This window comes from Buttiauxella cochleicola (genome assembly GCF_021282405.1).
GTDB lineage: Bacteria > Pseudomonadota > Gammaproteobacteria > Enterobacterales > Enterobacteriaceae > Buttiauxella > Buttiauxella massiliensis.
The window spans coordinates 125,198-146,393 of record NZ_JAJSOU010000012.1 but is presented as its reverse complement, the minus strand read 5'-3'; the positions used below and the strand labels follow the sequence as shown (position 1 = coordinate 146,393).

The 21,196-nt window shown below is 47.4% G+C and carries 16 protein-coding genes; 13 read left to right on the top strand and 3 right to left on the bottom strand.

Features of this window, described 5'->3' with window-relative positions; translation table 11 throughout:
• Positions 1-412: 412 nt before the first annotated feature.
• The 12 genes from LVQ79_RS16785 to LVQ79_RS16730 all read left to right on the top strand — a co-directional run bounded on the left by LVQ79_RS16785 (position 413) and on the right by LVQ79_RS16730 (position 15,998).
• Positions 413-2,605 carry a sensor domain-containing phosphodiesterase gene (locus tag LVQ79_RS16785; RefSeq protein ID WP_370639864.1) on the top strand — a complete coding sequence of 731 codons (2,193 nt, stop codon included), beginning with the start codon at positions 413-415 and terminating at the stop codon, positions 2,603-2,605.
• Positions 2,606-2,733: 128 nt separating this feature from the next.
• On the top strand, positions 2,734-4,833 hold the full coding sequence (locus LVQ79_RS16780) for a methyl-accepting chemotaxis protein (RefSeq protein WP_232865789.1): 2,100 nt from the start codon (positions 2,734-2,736) through the stop codon (positions 4,831-4,833).
• Complete coding sequence (locus LVQ79_RS16775) at positions 4,820-5,905, top strand: chemotaxis protein CheB (RefSeq protein WP_232865788.1); 1,086 nt, start codon at positions 4,820-4,822, stop codon at positions 5,903-5,905. Before LVQ79_RS16780 ends, LVQ79_RS16775 begins: the two co-directional genes overlap by 14 nt.
• Positions 5,902-7,326 (top strand): CheR family methyltransferase, encoded by a 1,425-nt coding sequence (locus tag LVQ79_RS16770; RefSeq protein WP_232865787.1) that lies wholly within the window; start codon positions 5,902-5,904, stop codon positions 7,324-7,326. The genes LVQ79_RS16775 and LVQ79_RS16770 overlap by 4 nt, the downstream gene beginning before the upstream one ends.
• Before the next feature lie 8 nt (positions 7,327-7,334).
• Entirely contained in the window at positions 7,335-9,479 is a 2,145-nt protein-coding gene (locus LVQ79_RS16765) for a hybrid sensor histidine kinase/response regulator (RefSeq protein WP_232865786.1), read from the top strand.
• A gap of 23 nt (positions 9,480-9,502) precedes the next feature.
• On the top strand, positions 9,503-9,871 hold the full coding sequence (locus LVQ79_RS16760) for a response regulator (RefSeq protein WP_232865785.1): 369 nt from the start codon (positions 9,503-9,505) through the stop codon (positions 9,869-9,871).
• Between the two features lie 33 nt (positions 9,872-9,904).
• Entirely contained in the window at positions 9,905-11,563 is a 1,659-nt protein-coding gene (locus tag LVQ79_RS16755; RefSeq protein ID WP_232865784.1) for a diguanylate cyclase, read from the top strand.
• Entirely contained in the window at positions 11,560-12,084 is a 525-nt protein-coding gene (locus LVQ79_RS16750) for a chemotaxis protein CheW (protein ID WP_232865783.1), read from the top strand. Before LVQ79_RS16755 ends, LVQ79_RS16750 begins: the two co-directional genes overlap by 4 nt.
• Complete coding sequence (locus LVQ79_RS16745; protein ID WP_232865782.1) at positions 12,068-12,427, top strand: hypothetical protein; 360 nt, start codon at positions 12,068-12,070, stop codon at positions 12,425-12,427. The genes LVQ79_RS16750 and LVQ79_RS16745 overlap by 17 nt, the downstream gene beginning before the upstream one ends.
• A gap of 220 nt (positions 12,428-12,647) precedes the next feature.
• On the top strand, positions 12,648-13,658 hold the full coding sequence (locus tag LVQ79_RS16740; protein ID WP_151993234.1) for a sensor domain-containing diguanylate cyclase: 1,011 nt from the start codon (positions 12,648-12,650) through the stop codon (positions 13,656-13,658).
• A gap of 39 nt (positions 13,659-13,697) precedes the next feature.
• Positions 13,698-14,879, top strand: coding sequence for an acetyl-CoA C-acetyltransferase (locus LVQ79_RS16735; protein ID WP_151993235.1), 1,182 nt, complete (start codon positions 13,698-13,700; stop codon positions 14,877-14,879).
• A 423-nt stretch (positions 14,880-15,302) separates the two neighbouring features.
• Complete coding sequence (locus LVQ79_RS16730; RefSeq protein WP_064513498.1) at positions 15,303-15,998, top strand: oligogalacturonate-specific porin KdgM family protein; 696 nt, start codon at positions 15,303-15,305, stop codon at positions 15,996-15,998.
• A gap of 180 nt (positions 15,999-16,178) precedes the next feature.
• On the opposite strand, the gene LVQ79_RS16725 is transcribed toward LVQ79_RS16730, so the two are convergent.
• On the bottom strand, positions 16,179-17,354 hold the full coding sequence (locus LVQ79_RS16725) for an oligogalacturonate lyase family protein (RefSeq protein WP_232865781.1): 1,176 nt from the start codon (positions 17,352-17,354) through the stop codon (positions 16,179-16,181).
• Positions 17,355-17,780: 426 nt separating this feature from the next.
• Between LVQ79_RS16725 and kduD the strand changes: the two genes are divergently transcribed.
• Positions 17,781-18,542 carry a 2-dehydro-3-deoxy-D-gluconate 5-dehydrogenase KduD gene (gene kduD, locus LVQ79_RS16720; protein WP_232865780.1) on the top strand — a complete coding sequence of 254 codons (762 nt, stop codon included), beginning with the start codon at positions 17,781-17,783 and terminating at the stop codon, positions 18,540-18,542.
• Between the two features lie 136 nt (positions 18,543-18,678).
• Here the strand turns inward: kduD and LVQ79_RS16715 are convergent, their stop codons facing one another.
• Positions 18,679-19,809, bottom strand: coding sequence for an oligogalacturonate lyase family protein (locus LVQ79_RS16715; protein ID WP_232865779.1), 1,131 nt, complete (start codon positions 19,807-19,809; stop codon positions 18,679-18,681).
• A gap of 83 nt (positions 19,810-19,892) precedes the next feature.
• Positions 19,893-21,182, bottom strand: coding sequence for an ABC transporter substrate-binding protein (locus LVQ79_RS16710; RefSeq protein ID WP_232865778.1), 1,290 nt, complete (start codon positions 21,180-21,182; stop codon positions 19,893-19,895).
• Positions 21,183-21,196 lie beyond the last annotated feature (14 nt).

The window sequence follows — 21,196 nt, the reverse complement described above, 5'->3', positions numbered from 1 at the left end:
TATCTTATTAATAATAAATAGTTATATTTTCAATTATTTCATACTGTTATGTTACATTTTTACTGTTGAATTTGATGCTTTTTGATAACTTATGATGTCCATTTTTACATATAAATGGCTGTTCTTTTTTGTTCGAAAAGTGAATACAATTAAAGGGTAGCTTGAGGGTGGATATGGTTTTACCTTTCGCTAGTCGCCAATAATATTAAAGTTATTAAGGGTGGTTGTTAATTATTTGTTTGTGCGGGTTTTGGCATAAAAATGTGCGTGTTATTTTTAGCTAGTATAAATGTTAATTAATTACGGCTTTTGTTTTATTTCATAATATCTACCGCAAGATTCTTGCCCATTTAGCAATACATTCACCAAACCACATAAATAATTTACAAAGCATACTCAACGGGTTAAACACTTGGACTCTACAGCGAGCAATAGTACAGCGTATACCAATAAACGGTGGATTTTACCGCTGGTACTCCCGTGTCTGCTTTACTTACTGGCGCAACTACTTAGTAGTCATCGGTTTTTTGAAAACCAGGTATTGGTAGTGTATGACCTGAGATTAGCGGCTCTGACGGCTTTGCTTGTGTTGTTTGGCTACAGAGTCATTGCAGGGGTTACTCTGCTTGCCGTTTACACATTGATATACCGGCCAGAACCTGAAATCTATGACCTGTTTTGCTATCAGTCCGCAGCACTGATCAGTTACTACCTTTATAAACAGAGTACAGGCTGGCGGAGTGCGGCAAGTTTTGGGCGTATAAAACTCACTACCAAAAGAATTATCTGGCTATGTGTTTGTAATGTTTTGCTAAACACCGTTATGAGTGAAGTGATTTGTCTATTTACGACTTATCACACCGGCACAAAAATGGTCTTTGATCATGTTTTCAATGCGGAAACTCTGGTCAGAATACAAGGGATGATGAACGGGTGTGTTACCGGCATTCCCCTGTTTTATACAGTGTTAAGGATTATTTGCCGTCCGAAGTATTGGTTTACTTGCGTAAGGACGATGAAGGCTCAGTTTTCTGCAGACGTGAGTCTTTCCCACTTTACCGCGTGGTCGGTAGTGCTGATTGCTCTGATGTACTGCCTGAACACTCCTTACCAGGGCTCGGTCTTATTCACGTTTTATAGCCTGATTTTAATCTTCCCGCTCATGCTGTGGAGTTCTGTTCGTATCGGCTATGTTTTCACGGCACCGGTCTGGACCGTGATGATGATCGTGCTGGCGAAGAACAACGCAAATTATATCGCGCTAAATGATGACTTCATGCTTCATCAGATGTTGGTTTCAACAGTCATTTTTATCTTTACCCTGACTATTGTCATTATGGGCGTTCTGGCGAGATTCAATACGTTACGCTTCGAGCAGTTGCTACATATGGGGCTCACAGACCCTATGACTAACATGCCTAATCTCCGGGCATTAAAAGCCGATGTAAAAGAATCCCCGAACTCTACGGTTTGCCTGATACAAGTTCCTGAAGTGGATCTGTTTGCCCGGCGCTATGGCACGCACTTTCGCGCCAGATACCAGAAAAAACTAGGCGAAACGCTGCGTACAAAGCTCAATGCCAATGAAAAGGTTTACTACCACGCGGGCTACGGTCTGTTGCTGAAGCTCGAGCAGCCAAGCTGGGGAAGACTCAGCATTCTTTACAGAGCAGCGAATACATTTCGTTATTCCCACAATAACCAGCAACTCGGTTTTCGTAGTGGGCTTGGCTATTGCCGTGCGACACAATTTTCCGACGACATTTACAGCCTGACAGGAAAGCTGGGTATCGTTTCCGGGCTATCGGTGGTGAGCGGTAAGCCTGAAAACCTCGAAGCACAGACCAGTCGCGCAATTGAAAACCATATTGTTGGCCGAACTGATATTCGTACAGTCTTACAGAGAACGCTGGATAACGATGCATTTGTCTTAATGGCTCAGCCTATCGTCAGTACCCGTGGCGAAGAGCGGTATCACGAAATACTGCTGCGAATGCTGGATGAAGAAGGTCGCTTTATTCCGCCGGATCGCTTCCTGCCGGTAGCAACTGAGGCGGGCCTGGCACCAGAAATTGATTTATGGGTGATTAAGAACACCTTAAAAAATATGCAGTTGTACCCTGACCGCTGTTTTTCAATCAACCTGACGCCGGTAACTATTTGTCGCGCAAGCTTTGTTAATAATGTTCAGCTATTGCTAACGCAGTTCGGGGTCGATCCACATAGGATCATCTTTGAAATTACCGAAGCGGACGCATTGTCTGATACTGAGCAGTCACAAAATACGGTGCGCTCGCTCAAAAGTCTGGGATGCCGGATAGCGATTGATGACTTTGGCACGGGTTTTTCCAGCCATGCTCGTTTAAGAGATGTCAGCGCAGACATTCTGAAAATAGATGGTTCTTTCATTCGTGAAATTACCGAGAACGAACTCAGCCGCTACATTGTTGAGTCGTTTTGTCATGTAGCAAGAATGAAGAATATGCAGGTCGTTGCTGAATATGTTGAGAATGAAAAAATTCAGCGGTGCCTGGAAAAAATGAACGTTGAATGGCTACAGGGCTATCACTTAGGTAAACCTGTGCCGCTACTGACGTTGGTATGAAATGGCTGAAAAACCGCTCCCTTTGGAATGATTTTTCTGGCCCTTACGCTCGCGTGTCCAGTGAGTACTGCACGTAGCAAGATATTAATTCGGCATTAATTTCACATTATCTAGATCACTGGAATCTCATGCATAAATTCTTAAACATGCAGCAACCTGCGGAAGCTGACGCCTTAGCTACTACGGAAAAATTTCTGACATCATGGCTGCATAAGTTGCAAATCGGTGTCGCCATGAAGCTGGGCCTGATGCTGGTTTCATGCATTGCTGTGTTGTTGGTTGGTGCATCCTTCCTGCTTTCGTCTTACCTGGCGACTCAGCTGCAAGATAATGCTCTGGAAGTTCTGCGTTCCAATACACGGATTTTCCACAATAACATCAACACTGAATACAAAAGGGTCCTGCGGGACGCTGAGCGTTATAGCAACGTATATATTAACAATTACCAGAATATGTCCCCGGCTCCGCTGCGTTCGCTGGATGAAACTGCGCTTAAAGCTTTATTAAGTGATACCAATATTAATTCCCACTTCACTGAGTTAACCAGCGTATTCGCTTCCACCTTAGTGCGTGAAGGCGATCAGTTTGTGCGCGTTTCTTCGACCTTGCAGGGTAAAGAAGGAAAGATTGCCACTTCTACCGTTCTGAGCCATGACAACCCTGCATATGCTGCGTTAATCAAAAACAAACCCTTCTCTGGTGTAGTGGTGATTTACGGAAAACAGTTCATCAGCCACTACGAACCGATTGCCGATAAATTCGGCCAGGTTGTTGGGGCGGTGGCAATTGGTTTTGACGTTAAACTTGCTTTGCAGCCGGTCATTAAAGAACTGTTAGCGGTACACATCGGCGAGGGAGGTTACGCATACGTGCTGGATGCTGGATTTAGTCCTGGTACGATGGTCGCGCACCCGACTCTGGTGAATCAGCATGTTGAGAACCTCACCGACGCCCATGGTTATAAGCGTTACGCCGATATCTTAGCGCGTAAAAACGGCACGATTTATTACGAAACCGTCAGTGGATATGGTGCTGCTCCTCGCAAAAGAGTCGCGGTGTTCGAATATATTGATGGGATTAACTGGATCATCGCCACTACCAGTTATGTTGATGATGTTGCTCGCAGCAGCAACCTGGTACGCAATAGCCTGCTGCTTTTCAGCTTGCTGCTGATGCCAGTGATTTTGCTGTTGATTGCCGGAACCAGCCGAATCCTGATTTCCAAGCGCTTGAAGAACGTATTGAAAATTTCACAAGCGATTTCTCAGGGTGATCTCACCGTTGATATTCGTATCGATCATAAAGATGAAATCGGTGATTTGCTGAGCGCCAACGAAAAGATGCGGGCTTCTTTGCATGCACTGGTTGGCGGCGTTGTGTCCCATGCCCATCACGTACATGAAGCGGCACTAAAAATTACTGAGGCTGTTGATGGCCAGGCTTCTACTAGCGTTGAAACCTCTTCTTCGGTAGCAGAAATCACCTCGACCATGGAAGAGTTGTCAGCTTCTTCTACGCAGATTGCTGAGCATTCTCGCGCAGTGGTAGACATTGCCAATGTGACTCTTGATGACTGCAACAAGGGCTCCGATTCGATGGGTGAATTGCTCACTCGTATGTCTGATATCGACAACGACAACCAGCAAAGCATGCGCGAAATTATGATGCTGGGTAACAAGTCTAAAGAGATTAGCCGCGTGATGGTTATCATCAACAACGTTGCTGACCAGACTAAACTCATTGCCTTTAACGCGGCTCTGGAAGCTTCTAGTGCTGGCGAGTCCGGTAAACGTTTCTCAGTGGTTGCTGCAGAAATTCGCCGTCTGGCAGACTCAGTGACTGAATCGACCTTTGAGATTGAGAACAAAATCAGCGAAATCCAAAACTCGATTAATCGCCTGGTTCTTAACGCAGAAAAAGGCAGCAACAGCATTAAAGCGGGCACTAAAGCCTGTAAAGTCAGCGCTGACCGCTTACATGACATAGTAGCAACTGCTGAACAAACCTCTACCGCAGCTATGCAGATTTCTTTGTCTACTCAGCAACAGAAAACGGCAAGTAATCAGGTGGTTATGGCTTTGCGCGAAATCGTAGTTGCCAGCAATTACACCTCTCAATCAATTAAAGACATTCTGTCCATCAGCCAGGATATGACTCAGTTATCCGAAGAGTTGAACCAGGCCTCAGGGTCTTTCAAATTGACGGATAGACCTGATGAACAGGCCTAAAATTCGGGTGCTGATCGTCGATCATGGCAGCGTGTCGCGCAATGATCTGACTAGACAGCTTGAGAGCAATAAAAACATAGTGGTCGTAGGCCAGGCTGTGCATCGCGAACAAGCGGCGAGCCTGGTTCAAAAGATGGCTCCGCAACTTCTGGTGCTGACGTTAGGTGCGCCAGGTCCGGAAAACGTCGAAACCGTTGAAACGATTATGGCCACTTGCGCGATCCCTATTATGGTGATGCGTTACTATCCCGATGCGCAGTGGGATGCGGAGTTCATCACGCGTGGTGCCCTGGCTGTGGTAAACAACCAGGGTGAGTCGGCACAGGCGACTAAAGCGTTGCATCGCCAGGTTGAGATGTTGGTCGGTGTTAAGGTTATTCGCCATATCCAGGGGTTGCGTCAGCATTCCGAGGCTGCGTCGACAAATAATACTCTGACAAATAGCACGCCAGCGTCAGTCATTGCCGATACGTATCATCGTCAGTGGCCTTATGTGCTAGCAATCGCCTGCTCAACGGGTGGGCCGCAGGCGCTTAGCAAATTACTGCAGGCACTGCCTGCAGATTTTCCATGCCCAATTATTATTGCGCAGCATATTGCTGACGGCTTTGCCAAAAGCATGGTTGAGTGGCTGGATAGCGTCACTGAACTCCAGGTGCAGTTAGCCCAGGAAAATGATGTGTTATGTGCCGGCCACGTTTATATCCTGCCTCCTGAGCACCATCTGGTAGTCAAAAAGTATCATCGTTTGGCTGTTATACCTCGCAAGGCGACTGATGTTTACCATCCTAGCTGCAATTTGCTGCTGGAGTCTGTGGCTGAAGTTTATGGTGAAAAAGCGGTAGGACTCATCATGACGGGCATGGGTAGCGATGGATGCCGTGGCATCGAGGCTATCTTCCATAATGGCGGTAAAACGCTGGCGCAGGATGAAGTTTCTTCCGTCGTATTTGGTATGAATAAATTCGCCATCGACAAAAACGTCGTTCATAAGACACTTCCGCTGGAAAAACTTGCTGGTGCTTTGTTGGCTATGGCTCGTCTTGGGCAATCTGAGGGCAAACTGCCATGATCCCAAATATTGCGGCCTTTAAAACACTCATCAAGGATAGAGTGGGTCTGCATTTTTTTAATGGCATGGAAGGATTGCTTAATGCGGCATTGCAGCAGCGCATCTCTGAGCGCGGAAAAGAGAGCTTTGAAGAATACTATGAGATCCTCTGCGTCTCGACTGACGAATTCGATAAGCTTCTTAGCCTACTGACGATTAACGAAACGTACTTTTTCCGTGAGCCGGATGTGCTGGATATCATTTGCGATAAGCTGGTGCCGCGCATTCTTGAGCAACGCAGTGGCCCGGTGCGCATCTTAAGCGCAGGCTGTTCTTCGGGCGAAGAAGCCTACTCTCTGGCAATAAAGCTCCATCAGAAATACCACGATAAATTCATCGACAACGTGGAGATTCACGGCTGCGATATCGATACCAAAATTCTGGAAAAAGCTCGTGCAGCAATTTACTCCAGTTACTCTTTCCGTGGCGTCGATCCTTTATTGCAGCAAAGCTATTTCACACGCAACGGTAACCAATTCCAACTGCATGATGTGATTCGTAATAAGGTGAAGTTTCACCGCGCGAACATTGTTAAAGAACAGCTTCAACCCACATTCGATATTATTTTGCTGCGTAACGTCTCCATCTACTTTGATGTCGAAACGCGCCGAGCACTGCATTTTAACCTGCTGAACATGCTGCAACCGGAAGGGGCGCTGTTTTTTGGTAACGCTGAAACGCTGGCTAATAATTTTGGCATCCTGAAGCTTAAACAAGAGTTCGGGAATTTCTACTTCTGCCAACCGAAAGCGGCGCGTACTCAGACTCCGGCAGTCAATGTACGACCACGTATTATTACTCCGGTTATTCCGGCCGCCGCACCTTTCATTGATGCTCCGGTTCCTTCCGCGCAGCAGTGTGATAGCTGGATTAAAAAAGCACTCGCCTGCGTTGCTGACAAACGCTTTTCTGAAGCAGAAGAGCTGATAGGTCAGGTGTTGAATAGCGACATTCATAATCTGGAAGCGCTGGTTATCAAAGGTGCCATTGCACTGGAGAAATGTGAGTTCGAGCAAACGGCTTTAAGTGCGAAACACGTGCTTGAGCTGGATGAATGGTCTGCGGAAGCGAAAATGCTACTTGGTTTGGCAATGATGTGGCAGCAGCATACCCAACAGGCGATTGCCTGGTTTAAACAGGTTGTTTATCAACAGCCTGGCTACTGGCCTGCCCATTACTACCTGGCGGAAATGTATCGACAAAGCGAGTTGTACCGCCCGGCTCAACGGACTTATCGCATTACTCTTCAATTACTCAACGCCGAAATGAGCAATACCGGCAACGCCACCGCATTGCGGCTGCCGCTGTCATTTCCGAGTAATTCTTTTCGTTTTCTTTGTGAACATCAGCTGGCGCAGTTCACCACTCAGGATGGGCAATAGAGAACCGTATGGCTATCGATCTTAAAAAATTTGTGCTGCGCTTTATTGATGAAGCAAACGGCCATTTACATACCGTAAAAGAGGGGGCGTTCCTGCTCTCATCTGGTCAAAATACCGACGCACAAATCGGAGAGATGTTCCGTGCGGCACATACCCTGAAAGGGGGCGCGCGAATGCTGAAATTGCAAAGCATCGCCGATGTTACCCATCAGCTTGAAGAGATATTAAGCGAGCTACGAGATAAGAAACTCGAGCCTAACCAAAGCCTTGGTACATTAATTCTTCAGGCTTGTGACTACATTTCAAACCAACTGGCACAACTGTCGGCAAGTGAAGGTAATAACCAGTTGCCTCCGGCAGATGTTGCATTGTGCGAGCAGTTAGCCCGCGCCAGCCGTGGAGAAATGGGCACAGAAGCTGATGAAGTGGTTAAAGCCCCGCTAGAAAAACCGGCCACTTTGCCATCGCTCGAAGTATTAGATGGTGGCTTAAAACAGGCGGGTTCAGTTCGCGTTAAGCTCGAAAAACTCGATGACCTGATAAACATCCTCGGTGAAGTTGTCGCCAGTCATGACCGTCTCGAGCAGCAAGTACACACGTTAGTCAATCTTGGCCCGCGGCTGGCACAAATGGATGTCGAACAACTGCGCAAGCAGGTTCTGCAATTCAGCCGCAAGCTAAAAGATGATTTCCAGGTTCAACATCTCCAGATGCATGAACTTTATGATGTTGCCACCACCATTCGTATGCTTCCGGTGTCGATGCTGTTTGAACCGGTCTCAATGCAGGTGCGGGAGCTGGCATCCTCCCTGAATAAGCAGGTGGACTGCCGTATTTTGGGTGGTGAAGTAGAGATCGACAGGCAATTAATCGACAGACTCTCTGAGCCTTTAACCCACTTGCTGCGTAATGCCGTTGATCATGGTCTTTGCGAAGCACCAGAACGGTTGGCTGCCGGAAAGTCGGCGCGTGGCACCATCACCCTGACCACTCAGCAAGACGGGCGCGGTATTTTGCTGCGTGTGGAAGATGATGGCCGTGGCCTGGATTACGCGGCGATTCGCGCTAAAGCGGTGGCTCGTGGTTTGGTTGATGCGGCTGTGGTTGATCAGCTTTCAGAGCTGGAATGTAACGAGCTTATTTTCCACCCGGGTTTCTCAACCAGCAAGATTGTCACTGAATTATCCGGTCGTGGTGTGGGCCTGGATATTGTTCGCAAGACTATTGTGACTGATTTACAAGGCACGCTTCAGGTCCATAGCCGTCCTGGGCAAGGCACCACCTTTATTATCAGGCTGCCCATTTCTCTGGCAATGATGCGCATTTTGCAGTTTGAACAGCAGAACCATCTTTTTGGGGTTGCTGCGCAGTACGTCGTTGAAGTGGTTAAATATTCTCGTGATGAAATTCGTGATATTGCCGGGCGCCCGGCAATTATTCTGCACAACGAATTTATCCCGGTTATCTCAGCGGCTGAAATACTGCGTATCAACGACAGGCCTGGAGTACATAACTCATCGGCCTCTAATGCGAATGACTTGCTGCTTATTATCATTCAGAACCAGTTTGGCAAGATGGCGATGCTGGTGGACAGCTTGCTCGATGAACGCAGCATGATGATTAAGCCTCTGCCGAAGCATATGCAGCAGCAGTCGCTAGTCTCTGGCATGGTTCTAAGCCCCGACAATCAACTGGTCAGTATCTTGCAAGTTCCAGTTTTAATGGAGATGGCACAAAAACAAGGGCAGCCACGGACCGCTGCACCTAAGCCACAAGTTCGACAGAACTCATGGCATGTGCTGATCGTCGATGACTCATTGAATACGCGTGAAATTGAGAAAAACGTTCTGGAAGCACACGGTTATCAGGTCACGCTCGCCGAAGATGGATTCTCGGGGTTACAAAAAGCGCGTTTAACACAGTTTGACGCAGTATTGACGGACGTAGAAATGCCTGTGATGGATGGATTCTCGCTCACTAAAGCATTGCGTGCCGAAGATAATTACCAACATATTCCGATTATTATCGTGACTTCACGGGCTAAAGAAGAAGATCGCCGCCGAGGGATCCAGGTGGGTGCGGATGCATATATAGCCAAGGGTGATTTCGAACAGGATAGCCTCATAGAAACATTAAAAATGCTTTTATGCTGAAGGCTTAAAAAGTGAGAAAAGAGATGCGTGTTTTATTAGTTGATGATGATTTGTTTGCTGCTGAACTGGCTTCGGTATTTCTGGAAATGAACGGCTATGAAGTGGTTCTTGCAGAAAGTGCAATGTCCGCATTAGCCAATCTTGATTCTGATGATGGAATCGAATTGGTCATCAGCGATTTCCATATGCCGGAAATTACCGGGCTGGATTTATTAGAGGTTTTGCGTGCCAACGGCTGGAAAAAACCTTTTATTTTACTCAGCGCCAGTGAGATGACTGACATCACTATCATTCCGGATTGCTGGGTGAAGAAAGACGAGAATATGGCTGAAAGACTGGTGGCTGTAGTGAATAAATTCCTCAAGCCAGATGCTGCGGCAGAGCAACTATAAATCATGATAAAACAAGAATTTATGCAAAGTACGATGAATACTGCACAAGATAAAATCGCTCGCTTGCGTCAGCGCTTTTTGCAACGTATTCCCGTGATGCTGAGCCAGGCAGATGCTCTGCTGGCAAAATTAGTCACTGAACCGAACGAAGTGGATAGTAAGCAATTGCACCTTTTGTTGCATAGCATCCACGGAACCAGCGCGTCGTTTGGTTTCACGAAAATTGCCAGCCAGGCTGCTGAAGGTGAGCACCTGTTAGTGAGTCATTCTGTTTCGGATACGAAATACAGCAAGCTTGGCGAGATATTACGCCAGCTATATGCATTGACTGAAGAGCAGATGGAAAGCGCACGTCGTGGAGCAGACTCTTTAGTTAAGTTCCCGATAGCGGCTTCGACTCAGGAAGAGGTTGCGATTAATCGCACCATTAAGCCTGTTTATCTGTGTGACGATGAATGCGACCAGGCTGAATTACTGGCAACCCAACTTCGCTGTTTTGGCTTTATCTGTTATGTGTTTACCAACACGGCCGATTTTACCAAGGCGGTTTTATCACAGCCTCCGTCAGTGGTCATTATGGATGTTAGCTTCCCGGATAACGCTTATGGCGGCCCGCTTGCGATGTCTGATCTGAGAGAGAAAGTCGGCACACCTTTCCCGGTGCTTTATCTTTCCTGCCATAGCCATTTCCACGCTCGCATTAATGCGATTAAAGCCGGCTGTGATGGTTACTATGTAAAACCCGCATCAACCACCGATTTAGTTCAGGAGTTGCACCGCTTAACGCAACCGTCACTGAAAAAACCGTATCAAGTTTTACTGATTGATGATGAGCCTGAAGTCGCGCAATACAATGCCGAGATGCTGCGTATGGCGGGGATGGAAGTGCATGTTCTTACGCAGATTCCACACTTGCTGAATGTTCTCAATACTCATCCGATCGATATTGTTCTGATGGATTTCCACATGCCGGACTACAGTGGCGAAGAACTGACAAAACTGATTCGTCAGATCCCACAACATATCGGTTTGCCTATCGCCTATCTCTCAAGCGAGACCAATAAGAAAACCCAGTTTGGGGCGATGAGTACCGGCGCGGAAGATTTTATTATTAAGCAGGCCGATCCGCAGGAGTTAATTAATGCGGTTTCGATTCGCGCAGAAAGAATGCGTACACTGCGTGCTCGCATGTCTCAGGATAGTTTGACGGGCCTGTATAACCACTCAACGACGACGCATTATCTGGAAAGCGCCATCACAGAGTCCAACTACAGCGGTATTCCATTTAGTTTGGTAATGGTCGATTTGGACCACTTTAAAAATATCAATGATACCTACGGTCATGTCGCGGGCGATCAGGTGATTCTGGGCATCTCACAGCTGTTTTCCCACCGTTTACGCAGCACCGATATTGTTGGGCGCTATGGCGGCGAAGAGTTTGCGATAATTATGCCGGCCACCACGCAAGAACAGGCAGCCGCAGTGGTTGAAAGACTGCGCCAGGGATTTGAAAAAATTCACTTCTCAGTCAACCAGACTAACTTCAGCAATACCTTCAGTGCGGGAATTGCCTCCTGGCAGCCGGGAGACAAAATAGAAACTATCCGCGAACGTGCAGACCAGGCTCTATATTCGGCAAAACAGCATGGCCGTAACCGTTATTGCATTGCCGATGATAAGGAAGTCGCATGAGCGAGCCATTAGAGCAAATACTCAGTCTCTATCAGGACGAAAATCGGGAAATTGCCAACGTTGATGAACCGCAGTGCAGCCTTGTTTTGTTTAAGCAGGCTGACAAAAATTTTGCTTTTTACGGTTCGCAAATAAAAGAGATTCTGGCCGAGCGCCCTATTTCATGGGTGCCGGGCTGCCCGCCTTCTCTTGAAGGGGTGATTAATTATCGTGGGCGCGTTGAATCAGTGATTAACATTAATCAGTTAATTGATGCCGCTGGTCAGGATGTGCCAGGCAAACGCACAATTTTTATTGGCCGGGGCAATAAAATGCAAAGCGGGATACTTATCGACAAATTAATAGATGTGCTGGATGTGGCTGAAAGCCTGATTCTTCCTGCCGCTGATAATTTATCTGCTGGTATGCAAAAAGTGGTGGTCGGTATTGTTCCTGTAGGCCACGAGTATTTTGCGCTACTGGATTTGAATTTAGTCTTTGAGCGTTACCTGGAAACCAGTGGCTATGACTCACTCGCTTAGTCTTGCGGCAGTGCGAATCACCCTCGGGAGGATGCATTTTTATATCCCATCATCGCAGGTACAGCGCTGTGTGCTGGCGGGGCCCGATACACCGGATATACAGCAATTTAGCCAATGGCTAGGGTTGCCGGATGAGCCACAGAGCGGTATGCATCTGCATTTATTAGTTCCTGCAAGTAACGTCGCAAAAGGTTGGTACTTCTGGGGAGAGCTGGAAAATGTGATACTACGGCCAAATGAAATACTCCCGCTACCCGTGATATTGCAGCAATGTTGCAAATTACCTGGGCTGCGCGCGCTGGTGCAGGATGAAAGCCTGAGTCCGTTATTAAGCTGGCGGTGAATATTGCGCCGCCCGCTCTCTTCGTTATCACTACGTCAAATTCGCAGATAACTCCCTGAACTAAACGTTTCTTCAATCTTGTGAAAAATGAATCCATCCAACGAGTGGCAGACTCCCAATAGTCATATTTGGCAGGGGAAGTCGTACTCAAAATATGTTAAAAACATGCCCATCTGAGATTTACATCTGTGCGATTAATTAAAAAGGTATACCCGATTTTATGTCTGACAATCTTATCGAGCGTATTTCCACCGCGTTAGAATCTGAATACACACTTGAGGGGCTTGTCCGACAGCTGCTGGAAATGCTCGAATTGGTTACCAACATGGAGTCAACTTACCTGACTCGTATTGACCCGGACGGCAGTTTCCAGCATATCCTCTTTGCCCGTAATACCCATCACATGCAGATCCCTGAAGGCCTTTCGGTTCCTTGGGGTGATACGCTTTGCAAGCGCGCGTTAGACGAAGGAAAGCGTTACACCTGCGATGTGGCCAATGTTTGGGGGGATTCGCAGGCCGCGAAAGCGTTAGGCATTACCACTTACGTCAGCACGCCGGTAACACTTGCGGATGGTTCTTTATATGGCACGCTGTGCGCAGCCAGTTCCGAGCATCGCATTTTGACCGAGCGTAGCGAGCAAGTGCTGCAACTCTTTGCACAGCTGATTGCGCAACAAATTCAGAATGAACAGCTTTTGCAGCAGCTCCAGCAGGCAAATGCCGCGCTCACTACCGCCAGCTATACTGATGAGCTGACTGGGCTGCCTAACCGTCGAGCAGTATTTGAAAAGTTACCAAAACTCTTTTCTCAGGCTCGTCAGGATGCGCGTTTTGTGTTGCTGGCTTTTGCCGATCTGGATGATTTCAAAGAAATTAATGATGTTTATGGCCACGATTCTGGTGATGACTTCCTCTGCTCCATTGGGCAGCGCTTGCAAGCAGGTGCCCGGCCTGACGATATAATAGGGCGAGTCGGTGGTGATGAGTTTATCGTGGCCGGTATTGGTCCTAAAGAGTACGGCATGGCGCTACAGGCAGCGCAGGCATTCAAAATTCGCCTCTCAAACTTGCTGACTGGCGAGTATCAGCTACATTCCAGTGTGATTAATTATGCAGGCCCCAGTATTGGTGTTGTTGCAATCAACCCAGAGCTAACCGATCACGATCAGGCGTTGCGCGAAGCTGATGCTGCGATGTATCTCGAGAAAGATCGTCGCCGGGGCTTATAACCTTTCCAGAAAAGCAGTCACAACGTTGCGGAGATAACGATGAAAGATGTCGTGATAGTGGGGGCTGCACGAACGCCCATTGGCTGCTTTCAGGGGGCTCTTTCACCACGTAGCGCTTCGGAGCTGGGGAGTGCGGTGGTTAAAGCGCTACTAGAACGCAGCGGCGTAAGTGAGCAAGAAGTTGATGAAGTGATCCTGGGGCAGGTCCTCACTGCGGGAGCCGGGCAAAACCCTGCGCGCCAAACCGCACTGAACAGTGGTTTGCCGTGGTCTGTTTCCGCTATCACCATTAATGATGTTTGTGGCTCCGGCTTAAAAGCGCTTCATCTTGCGACTCAGGCGATTCAATGTGGTGAAGCCGACGTAGTGATTGCTGGTGGACAGGAGAATATGAGTCGCGCTCCACACGTTTTGGCCGATAGCCGTAACGGTGCTGGCCTGGGGAATAGCCAACTTATCGACAGCCTGGTTCACGATGGATTGTGGGATGCCTTCAACGATTATCATATGGGCGTGACGGCTGAAAACCTTGCGCGTGAATATGGTATCAGCCGTGAAAGCCAGGATGCCTATGCTCTGGCATCACAACATAAAGCGCGGGCAGCGATTGATGCCGGGCGTTTTAAAGATGAAATTGTGCCGGTGGCGTTTGAGACTAATAGCGGAAAACTGGTGATTGTTGATACCGACGAGCAACCACGCACCGATGCCAGTGCCGAAGCTCTGGCACAATTGCACCCAACCTTCGATATTCAAGGAAGCGTAACCGCGGGAAATGCCTCTTCTATTAATGACGGTGCCGCAGCAGTATTAATGATGAGCGCCAGCAAAGCCGAAGAATTGAATCTGCCGGTGTTGGCTCGTATCAAAGCTTTTGCAAGCGTTGGTGTTGATCCCGCTTATATGGGCATTGCGCCAGTCACCGCGACTCAGCGTTGCCTTGAACGCGCGGGCTGGAAGCTTGAGGAGCTTGATCTTATCGAAGCCAATGAAGCCTTTGCGGCGCAGGCACTTTCGGTGGGAAAAATGCTTGAATGGGACGAGCGCAAAGTGAATGTTAACGGTGGTGCGCTGGCGCTAGGGCACCCGATTGGCGCGTCCGGCTGCCGGATTCTGGTGTCGCTGGTGCATGAAATGATCAAGCGCGATGCCAAAAAAGGGCTGGCGACGTTGTGTATTGGCGGCGGGCAGGGCGTGGCGCTGGCAATAGAACGCGACTAATTTCCTATATTAATTTTAATTATTGATTTTTAAGAACACCGCCTTATAGGCGGTGTTTTTCTATTACAGAGGTCACACTTTTACTCCATTTTATTTAACTGCGTCACAAAATCCCCCTGTTACTCATTTTAATTGATAAGCGTCCACCCATTTTAATTTCATTTAAGTCCTCAGCTTTTTCTTGTGTAAATAAATTTAAATATCATTGAAATGTGTACCAAATGAAGTTTTTGGTTATTTTAATGTGATGTTTGTCGCCAAATATCAGGTGCTGTTGGTTGTTTTGTTGATAGTCATCACGAAGATTACCAGATGTTAATTTCGACATAAATATTTACGATCTCGATCACTAAAATAATGTTCATTTAAAAATAAAATCCAGTTTCATAATAATGAAACGATATTTCAATGAGGGATTTATTTATGTTGAAGAAAACTCTGGGTCTGGCAATGTTGATTGGTGCTTCTTTTGCAGCCCAGGCTGTAACCGTCGACTTACGCCATGAATTCATTGACGGTGGTAAAACGGACTCAACCAACGCCGACCGCGTCTCAGTTTCACATCGTTTTGCAAATGGTTTTGGTTTCTCTGTCGAAGCGAAATGGAAATCAGGTGGTGATAATACCGATCAGCCGTTTAGTGACTTTGTAGGTAATGGCCATGAAGAAGCCATTAGTTGGCAATGGAAAGCCGATAAAAATTTCTCCGTAACACCTGGTTTTAATATTGAAAGTAACGATAGCCGTTCTATCTATAAGCCAAACTTACGTGTGCAATATAGCTTCGATAATGGCTTCTATGTTGCTGCTCGTTACCGTTATGATTACACCCGCTACCCGGCTAACGCTAAGAAAGATGACGATAAAGTCAACCGTGGTGATGCATGGGCAGGCTTCGTGATGGGTGACTGGCGTACCGAGCTAAACTATGTTTACGCACGTAGTGAAGAGGGTAATGCTCGTAATAACAACAAGCCTTATTCTCAGGAATATAACGTGAAGTTGGCTTATAAATTGGATAAAAACTGGGCTCCATATGGTGAAGTCGGTAACGTTGGGGTAAATGATCGCGATGACCGTCAGACCCGTTTACGTGTCGGTGTTGCATACTCCTTCTGATAGTTTAATCCTTTAATACCTTCTCCCGGCCTCTGCTATTAGCAGAGGCTTTTTTATATTTGAATAAGATATAAAGTGATTAATTTTAAGTACACAGCCAATACCTTAAATAAATAGATATAAAAAAGCCCTCTCATAAAGAGAGGGCAAGGCCTACACAGGGCACACTATGTTTATCTATCAGGCAGAAATTAATTCTGGGTTAGCAGGCATTTTGGCAATATACAGTGCAGGCTTACCATCTTTATCGGAGCTGAATAAAATGGCACTGTCATCCGGAGTAAATGAAGGGTGCGGATGCGTAACCTGGCGGCTATTAGCAAAAGTTGCCCAGGAAGTATCGTGGCGAGCGACGCGGAAATAAGCTTTTTTCGCTACATCGAAGGCATATAAATATGGATCGTTGTCGATGGTGTAACCGCTAGTATCTTTAACGTCAACCGGAGTACCGGAACCGTCTCCAACCAGCAACGAACCATCGAAGTTACTCATCAGGTGTGAACATGCTGGCATCTGCATGACTTCGGTATTTTCGCCGTTATCCGGGTTGTAACTATAAATGGTGCGGCCTTGCTGACCTTTCAAATAAGAAACGTACATCAGCGAAGAACCGTTTGGCACCCAGAATTCATGTGTGCAGCTTTCGCCTTCAGCGTGCTCCTTTACTTTGCGCACGTTGCTACCGTCTTCGTTAACCATCCACATGCGTGCATCAACCAGGTCGTGCGGACCTTCGTGACAGAACGCAACGGTGTTGTCATCGAACGGGCGGTAAATCGGGTGGCCAAGCCAGTTATTCTCCTGGTGGATAACGGCGCTTTCGCCGGTTTGTAAATCCACACGCAGCAGGCGACAGTTTGGTCCTTTATGGAAGAAGTCATGGAAGATTTTCCAGTCGTTCAGTGGAACCCAATCGTCTTTGGAAATTTCAATACCGACTAATTTGGTGCAATCGCTGTTAGCAACCCAGGTACCGTAACCAACCCAGTCAGCAGGTACACGATAAACTTCACGCTCAACCAGAGTTTCAAGGTTAACTTCCAGCAGCGTTCGCTCGTTCTTCACATAATAGAGCGATTTGTCATCCGGGGAGAGGAAACCACCAAAGGTATTGTCGCCAGTACCTTCCGTTAACTGTACGGCTTCGGCAGCGGCGATATCCAGCAGATAGTAGTTCCAGTTACCATCAAATTCGCCTGCGAACAGTAACTTACTGCCATCCTGGGTAAAGCATTTTTGGTAGAAGTAATTGCGGTGGCACGTTACTTCTGGTGGCGTTAAGCGGGTGACTTCGACGCCTGTGTCTGGGTCCTGGCTCACTTCATAAACCAGTTTAACCCGCATACCTTTAGCCATGATGCTCTCCTTTAAATGACAATTCATATACCCGTCATCCTGCAACTCGAATGCTAACGGATATCTAGTGAAATCAATGTTCAAAATTCTGGTGTTAATTTATCAAAACATTGTTTCAATATGTGTGATTGCATTCACTAAACGGCAACACCACTATCAATACTTTCAGTAAACAGATGCATTTCAGGGATAAGTGCAGAGGGAACGTGATCGAAATATCAAATTTGAGAAGTATTCTCCTAAAGTTGAAACAACGTTTCATTTATAATTGAAAAGCGATTTCAACAAGATTACTATGAATCCATCAAAGATTACGGAACAGCGTTTTTACCGTAAGTGATTTATGAGTTGCGCAATTTGCGTGAACAAATTTTTCCCCAAAATGCTTGCACTTACAGCAGGCCCGTATAAAAAAAGGAAACCTACATGATTCTGGATTCATTCTCCCTGGAAGGTAAAGTTGCTGTTGTTACTGGTTGTGATACAGGTCTGGGCCAGGGTATGGCTATCGGTCTTGCAGAAGCTGGTTGTGACATCGTTGGTATCAACATCGTTGAACCGGCTGAAACCATCGAGCGTGTAAATGCTCTGGGTCGCCGCTTCCTGAGCCTGACTGCTGACCTGCGCCAGATTGATGGTATCCCCGCTCTGCTAGAGCGTGCTGTTGCTGAGTTCGGCCAAATCGACATTCTGGTTAACAACGCAGGTCTGATTCGTCGTGAAGATGCCATCAACTTCAGCGAAAAAGACTGGGACGACGTAATGAACCTGAACATCAAGAGCGTATTCTTCATGTCTCAGGCTGTGGCTCGCCAGTTCATTGCTCAAGGCAAAGGCGGCAAAATCATTAACATCGCTTCTATGCTCTCTTACCAGGGTGGTATCCGCGTACCGTCTTACACCGCTTCTAAAAGCGCAGTTATGGGTGTGACTCGTCTGCTGGCGAACGAGTGGGCACAACACGGTATCAACGTGAATGCTATCGCACCGGGCTACATGGCGACCAACAACACCCAACAACTGCGTGCTGATGAAGAGCGTAGCGCTGCAATTCTGGAGCGTATCCCTGCTGGCCGTTGGGGCCTGCCAGAAGATCTGAAAGGTCCAATCGTGTTCCTGGCATCTACTGCTTCTGATTACATCAACGGTTACACCGTTGCGGTTGATGGCGGCTGGTTAGCGCGTTAATTCGGGTCAGCGGTGGATGACGCTTGCGCTTATCCACCCTACAAAACCCATTCTGTTTGTAGGTCGGGCAAGCGAAGCGCCCCCGACACCATCAAACGATAGAGAAGCCTCCTGAAACCAGGAGGTTTTTTTATATCTATACCCTTGCCAAATACAACGCGGGCATCCCTTCTTCGTCAGATGTGTAAAGTACCCATTGATTATCAGGGCTAAATGACGGATGTGGATGCGTCACCTGGCGATCGCCATCCAGCACTTTCCAGGATGTATTGTGGCTGCAGATTGCTTTTTGCGTACCTTTCTTTAGATCGAATACCCAAATGAAGGGATCGTTGAGATCGATATTTCCGGTCTTATGCGGCGCGCCATCTCCAACGACCAACGAACCGTCATAGTTACTCATTAAATGTGAGCAAGGAGGAATGGTGCGAAGCTGGCGATTCTCAAGGGTTTGCGGATCGGCGCTCCATAAATAACGGTGCGCATCACCTTCTTTATGCGCGACGTAATAAAGTGTAGAGCCGTCCGGTACCCAGAATTCATGAGTAAAACTTTCACCTTCTTCATGCTGGCGAACTTTGCGTAGATTGCTGCCATCCTGATTAATCAGCCACATCCGAGCATCAATTGCATCACGCGGGCCTTCATGGCAAAACGCGACGGTTTCATCGTCAAACGGGCGGTAAATAGGGTGACCCAGCCAGCGTTTTTCTTGCAAGATGACCTGCTGCTCGCCACTGTGTAAATCGATGCGAATCAGGCGACATTCCGGGTTCGTGAAGTAGAAATCACGGAATTTTTTCCAGTCGGTGAGGGGCGACCAGTCACTTTTTTTGATTTCAATACCCACCAGTTGGCTGCAATCGGAATTTGCAACCCAGGTGCCATAAGCCACCCATTCATCATCGACTTCATAAACCACGTACTCTTCGAGTGAATCCAGATCGACCCGGCGTAATTCGCAGGTGTTCTTCACATACCACAAAGAGCGATCGTCAGCTGACAAAAAGCCGCCAAAGGTATTATCGCCTTCGCCTTCCGTTAGCTGCGTGGCAATTTGCTTTTCTAAATCCAGCGAATAGTAATTCCAGTGGCCCTCGAATGCGCCGCCGAAAATCAGCCGCTGCCCATCGTTGCTAAAGCATTTTTGATAGAAATAATTACGGTGGCAAATAATGTGTGGAGGGGTCAAACGTAATACTTCAGTTCCGGTTTCCTTGTCGCGTCGTGCGCGGAAGGAAAGTTGGATTTTCTTACCTTTAGCCATAACGAATTTCCTTATTTGTTTAAAAAAATACCCTGCCTCGCAAGCGGGGCAGGGTATCTATCTGCAAATATCAGGCTGATTAATTAACGCATTGCGCGTTTCAGAATACGGTTACCCTGGCGTTCAAACTCAGCAGCGGTTTCTTCTACGGTTTTCTGGCCATAGTCGATGTACTGCAAAGAAGTACCGAACAGGGAAACAATCTGCGGGTCATCAAAGTAAGGCGATGTTGGCAGTTTGTTTGGCAAAGATTGCGCCAGCTTCAAGCCCGCAACCGCCGGGTCGTTATCTTTAATCACGCCGTCAGCAGTCAGTTGGGTCACAGCCGCTTTGCTCAACGGAACGCCACGCTCAAGGCCCAGCGCTTCCACGCCTGCTTTTTCGTTCAGCAAGAAGTTAATCAGCATCGCTGCTTCTTTCGGGTGCTTGGTCGTTTTGCTGATAGAGAACATCTGTGCTGGTTTAAAGAACATACCGGCATCTGTTGCTCCTGGCAGCATTGGGTAAGAACCCAGCTCGAGTTTCGCTGGTGGCTTCAGGTTGTCGGAATACTTTTTAATGGTCGAGTTCCACATATAAGTACCGGCCCATTCGCCCTCAATCCACGGCTTCATCTCGTACATATTGCTCTTACCAAATGACGCATAGTATTTGGTATCAGGCATTACGTGGCTGTCGATAAGTTTTTTGTACATGCCAAAGAACTCAACCCACTGTTCTTTGGAGTAGCCGAATTGCTTTTTCGCGGTATCGATTTCAGGAATATTGTATTTCTGCACCATATAAGAGCGCAGCAAAGACAGCGTATCCTGGTGCTCAAGCACTACTGGGAAATATTGCTTGCCCAGTTTGGATTCAAAGGTTTTACCCGCCGCCATCAACTCATCCCAGGTTTTCGGGTATTCAACACCCGCTTTTTTCCAGGTTTCATCGTTGAAATAGAACACGCGCGCAGTCACGGAGATTGGAATGCCGTTCAGCTTGCCGTCAACGGTGGTGGTTTGCAGCTCTTTCGGATCAAACTGCGTCAGATCCAACTCACCTTTCACGGTATTTAGATCGTAGAATCCGGTGCCGGTTTTGGAGAAAATTGGCAGCCAGTTCCAGTTTGTCTGCATCACATCAGGCTCGGTACCGCCCGCAATCTGCGTAGTCAGGCGCGAAAGGTGGCCGTCCCAACCGGTGTATTCAGACTTCACCTTAATGTTTGGGTGTTGCTTCTGGAACTCTTCCACCGCTTTCAGTGTGACCTGATGGCGGCCGTTGCCACCCCACCAGGACATACGTAAATCAACATCATCTGCCGCAAATGCCGAGCCGGCAGCCATTCCTAAAGTAGAAGCAATCAGGGTACTTAACAGCACTTTTTTCATTATGATAGATCCTG

Coding starts and splice junctions, on each gene's coding strand:
- LVQ79_RS16745 (WP_232865782.1), top strand. CDS start 12,068: ATGACTCACTCGCTTAGTCTTGCGGCAGTGCGAATCACCCTCGGGAGG.
- LVQ79_RS16755 (WP_232865784.1), top strand. CDS start 9,905: ATGAATACTGCACAAGATAAAATCGCTCGCTTGCGTCAGCGCTTTTTG.
- LVQ79_RS16735 (WP_151993235.1), top strand. CDS start 13,698: ATGAAAGATGTCGTGATAGTGGGGGCTGCACGAACGCCCATTGGCTGC.
- LVQ79_RS16725 (WP_232865781.1), bottom strand. CDS start 17,354: ATGGCTAAAGGTATGCGGGTTAAACTGGTTTATGAAGTGAGCCAGGAC.
- LVQ79_RS16715 (WP_232865779.1), bottom strand. CDS start 19,809: ATGGCTAAAGGTAAGAAAATCCAACTTTCCTTCCGCGCACGACGCGAC.
- kduD (WP_232865780.1), top strand. CDS start 17,781: ATGATTCTGGATTCATTCTCCCTGGAAGGTAAAGTTGCTGTTGTTACT.
- LVQ79_RS16765 (WP_232865786.1), top strand. CDS start 7,335: ATGGCTATCGATCTTAAAAAATTTGTGCTGCGCTTTATTGATGAAGCA.
- LVQ79_RS16740 (WP_151993234.1), top strand. CDS start 12,648: ATGTCTGACAATCTTATCGAGCGTATTTCCACCGCGTTAGAATCTGAA.
- LVQ79_RS16775 (WP_232865788.1), top strand. CDS start 4,820: ATGAACAGGCCTAAAATTCGGGTGCTGATCGTCGATCATGGCAGCGTG.
- LVQ79_RS16750 (WP_232865783.1), top strand. CDS start 11,560: ATGAGCGAGCCATTAGAGCAAATACTCAGTCTCTATCAGGACGAAAAT.
- LVQ79_RS16730 (WP_064513498.1), top strand. CDS start 15,303: ATGTTGAAGAAAACTCTGGGTCTGGCAATGTTGATTGGTGCTTCTTTT.
- LVQ79_RS16780 (WP_232865789.1), top strand. CDS start 2,734: ATGCATAAATTCTTAAACATGCAGCAACCTGCGGAAGCTGACGCCTTA.
- LVQ79_RS16760 (WP_232865785.1), top strand. CDS start 9,503: ATGCGTGTTTTATTAGTTGATGATGATTTGTTTGCTGCTGAACTGGCT.
- LVQ79_RS16710 (WP_232865778.1), bottom strand. CDS start 21,182: ATGAAAAAAGTGCTGTTAAGTACCCTGATTGCTTCTACTTTAGGAATG.
- LVQ79_RS16770 (WP_232865787.1), top strand. CDS start 5,902: ATGATCCCAAATATTGCGGCCTTTAAAACACTCATCAAGGATAGAGTG.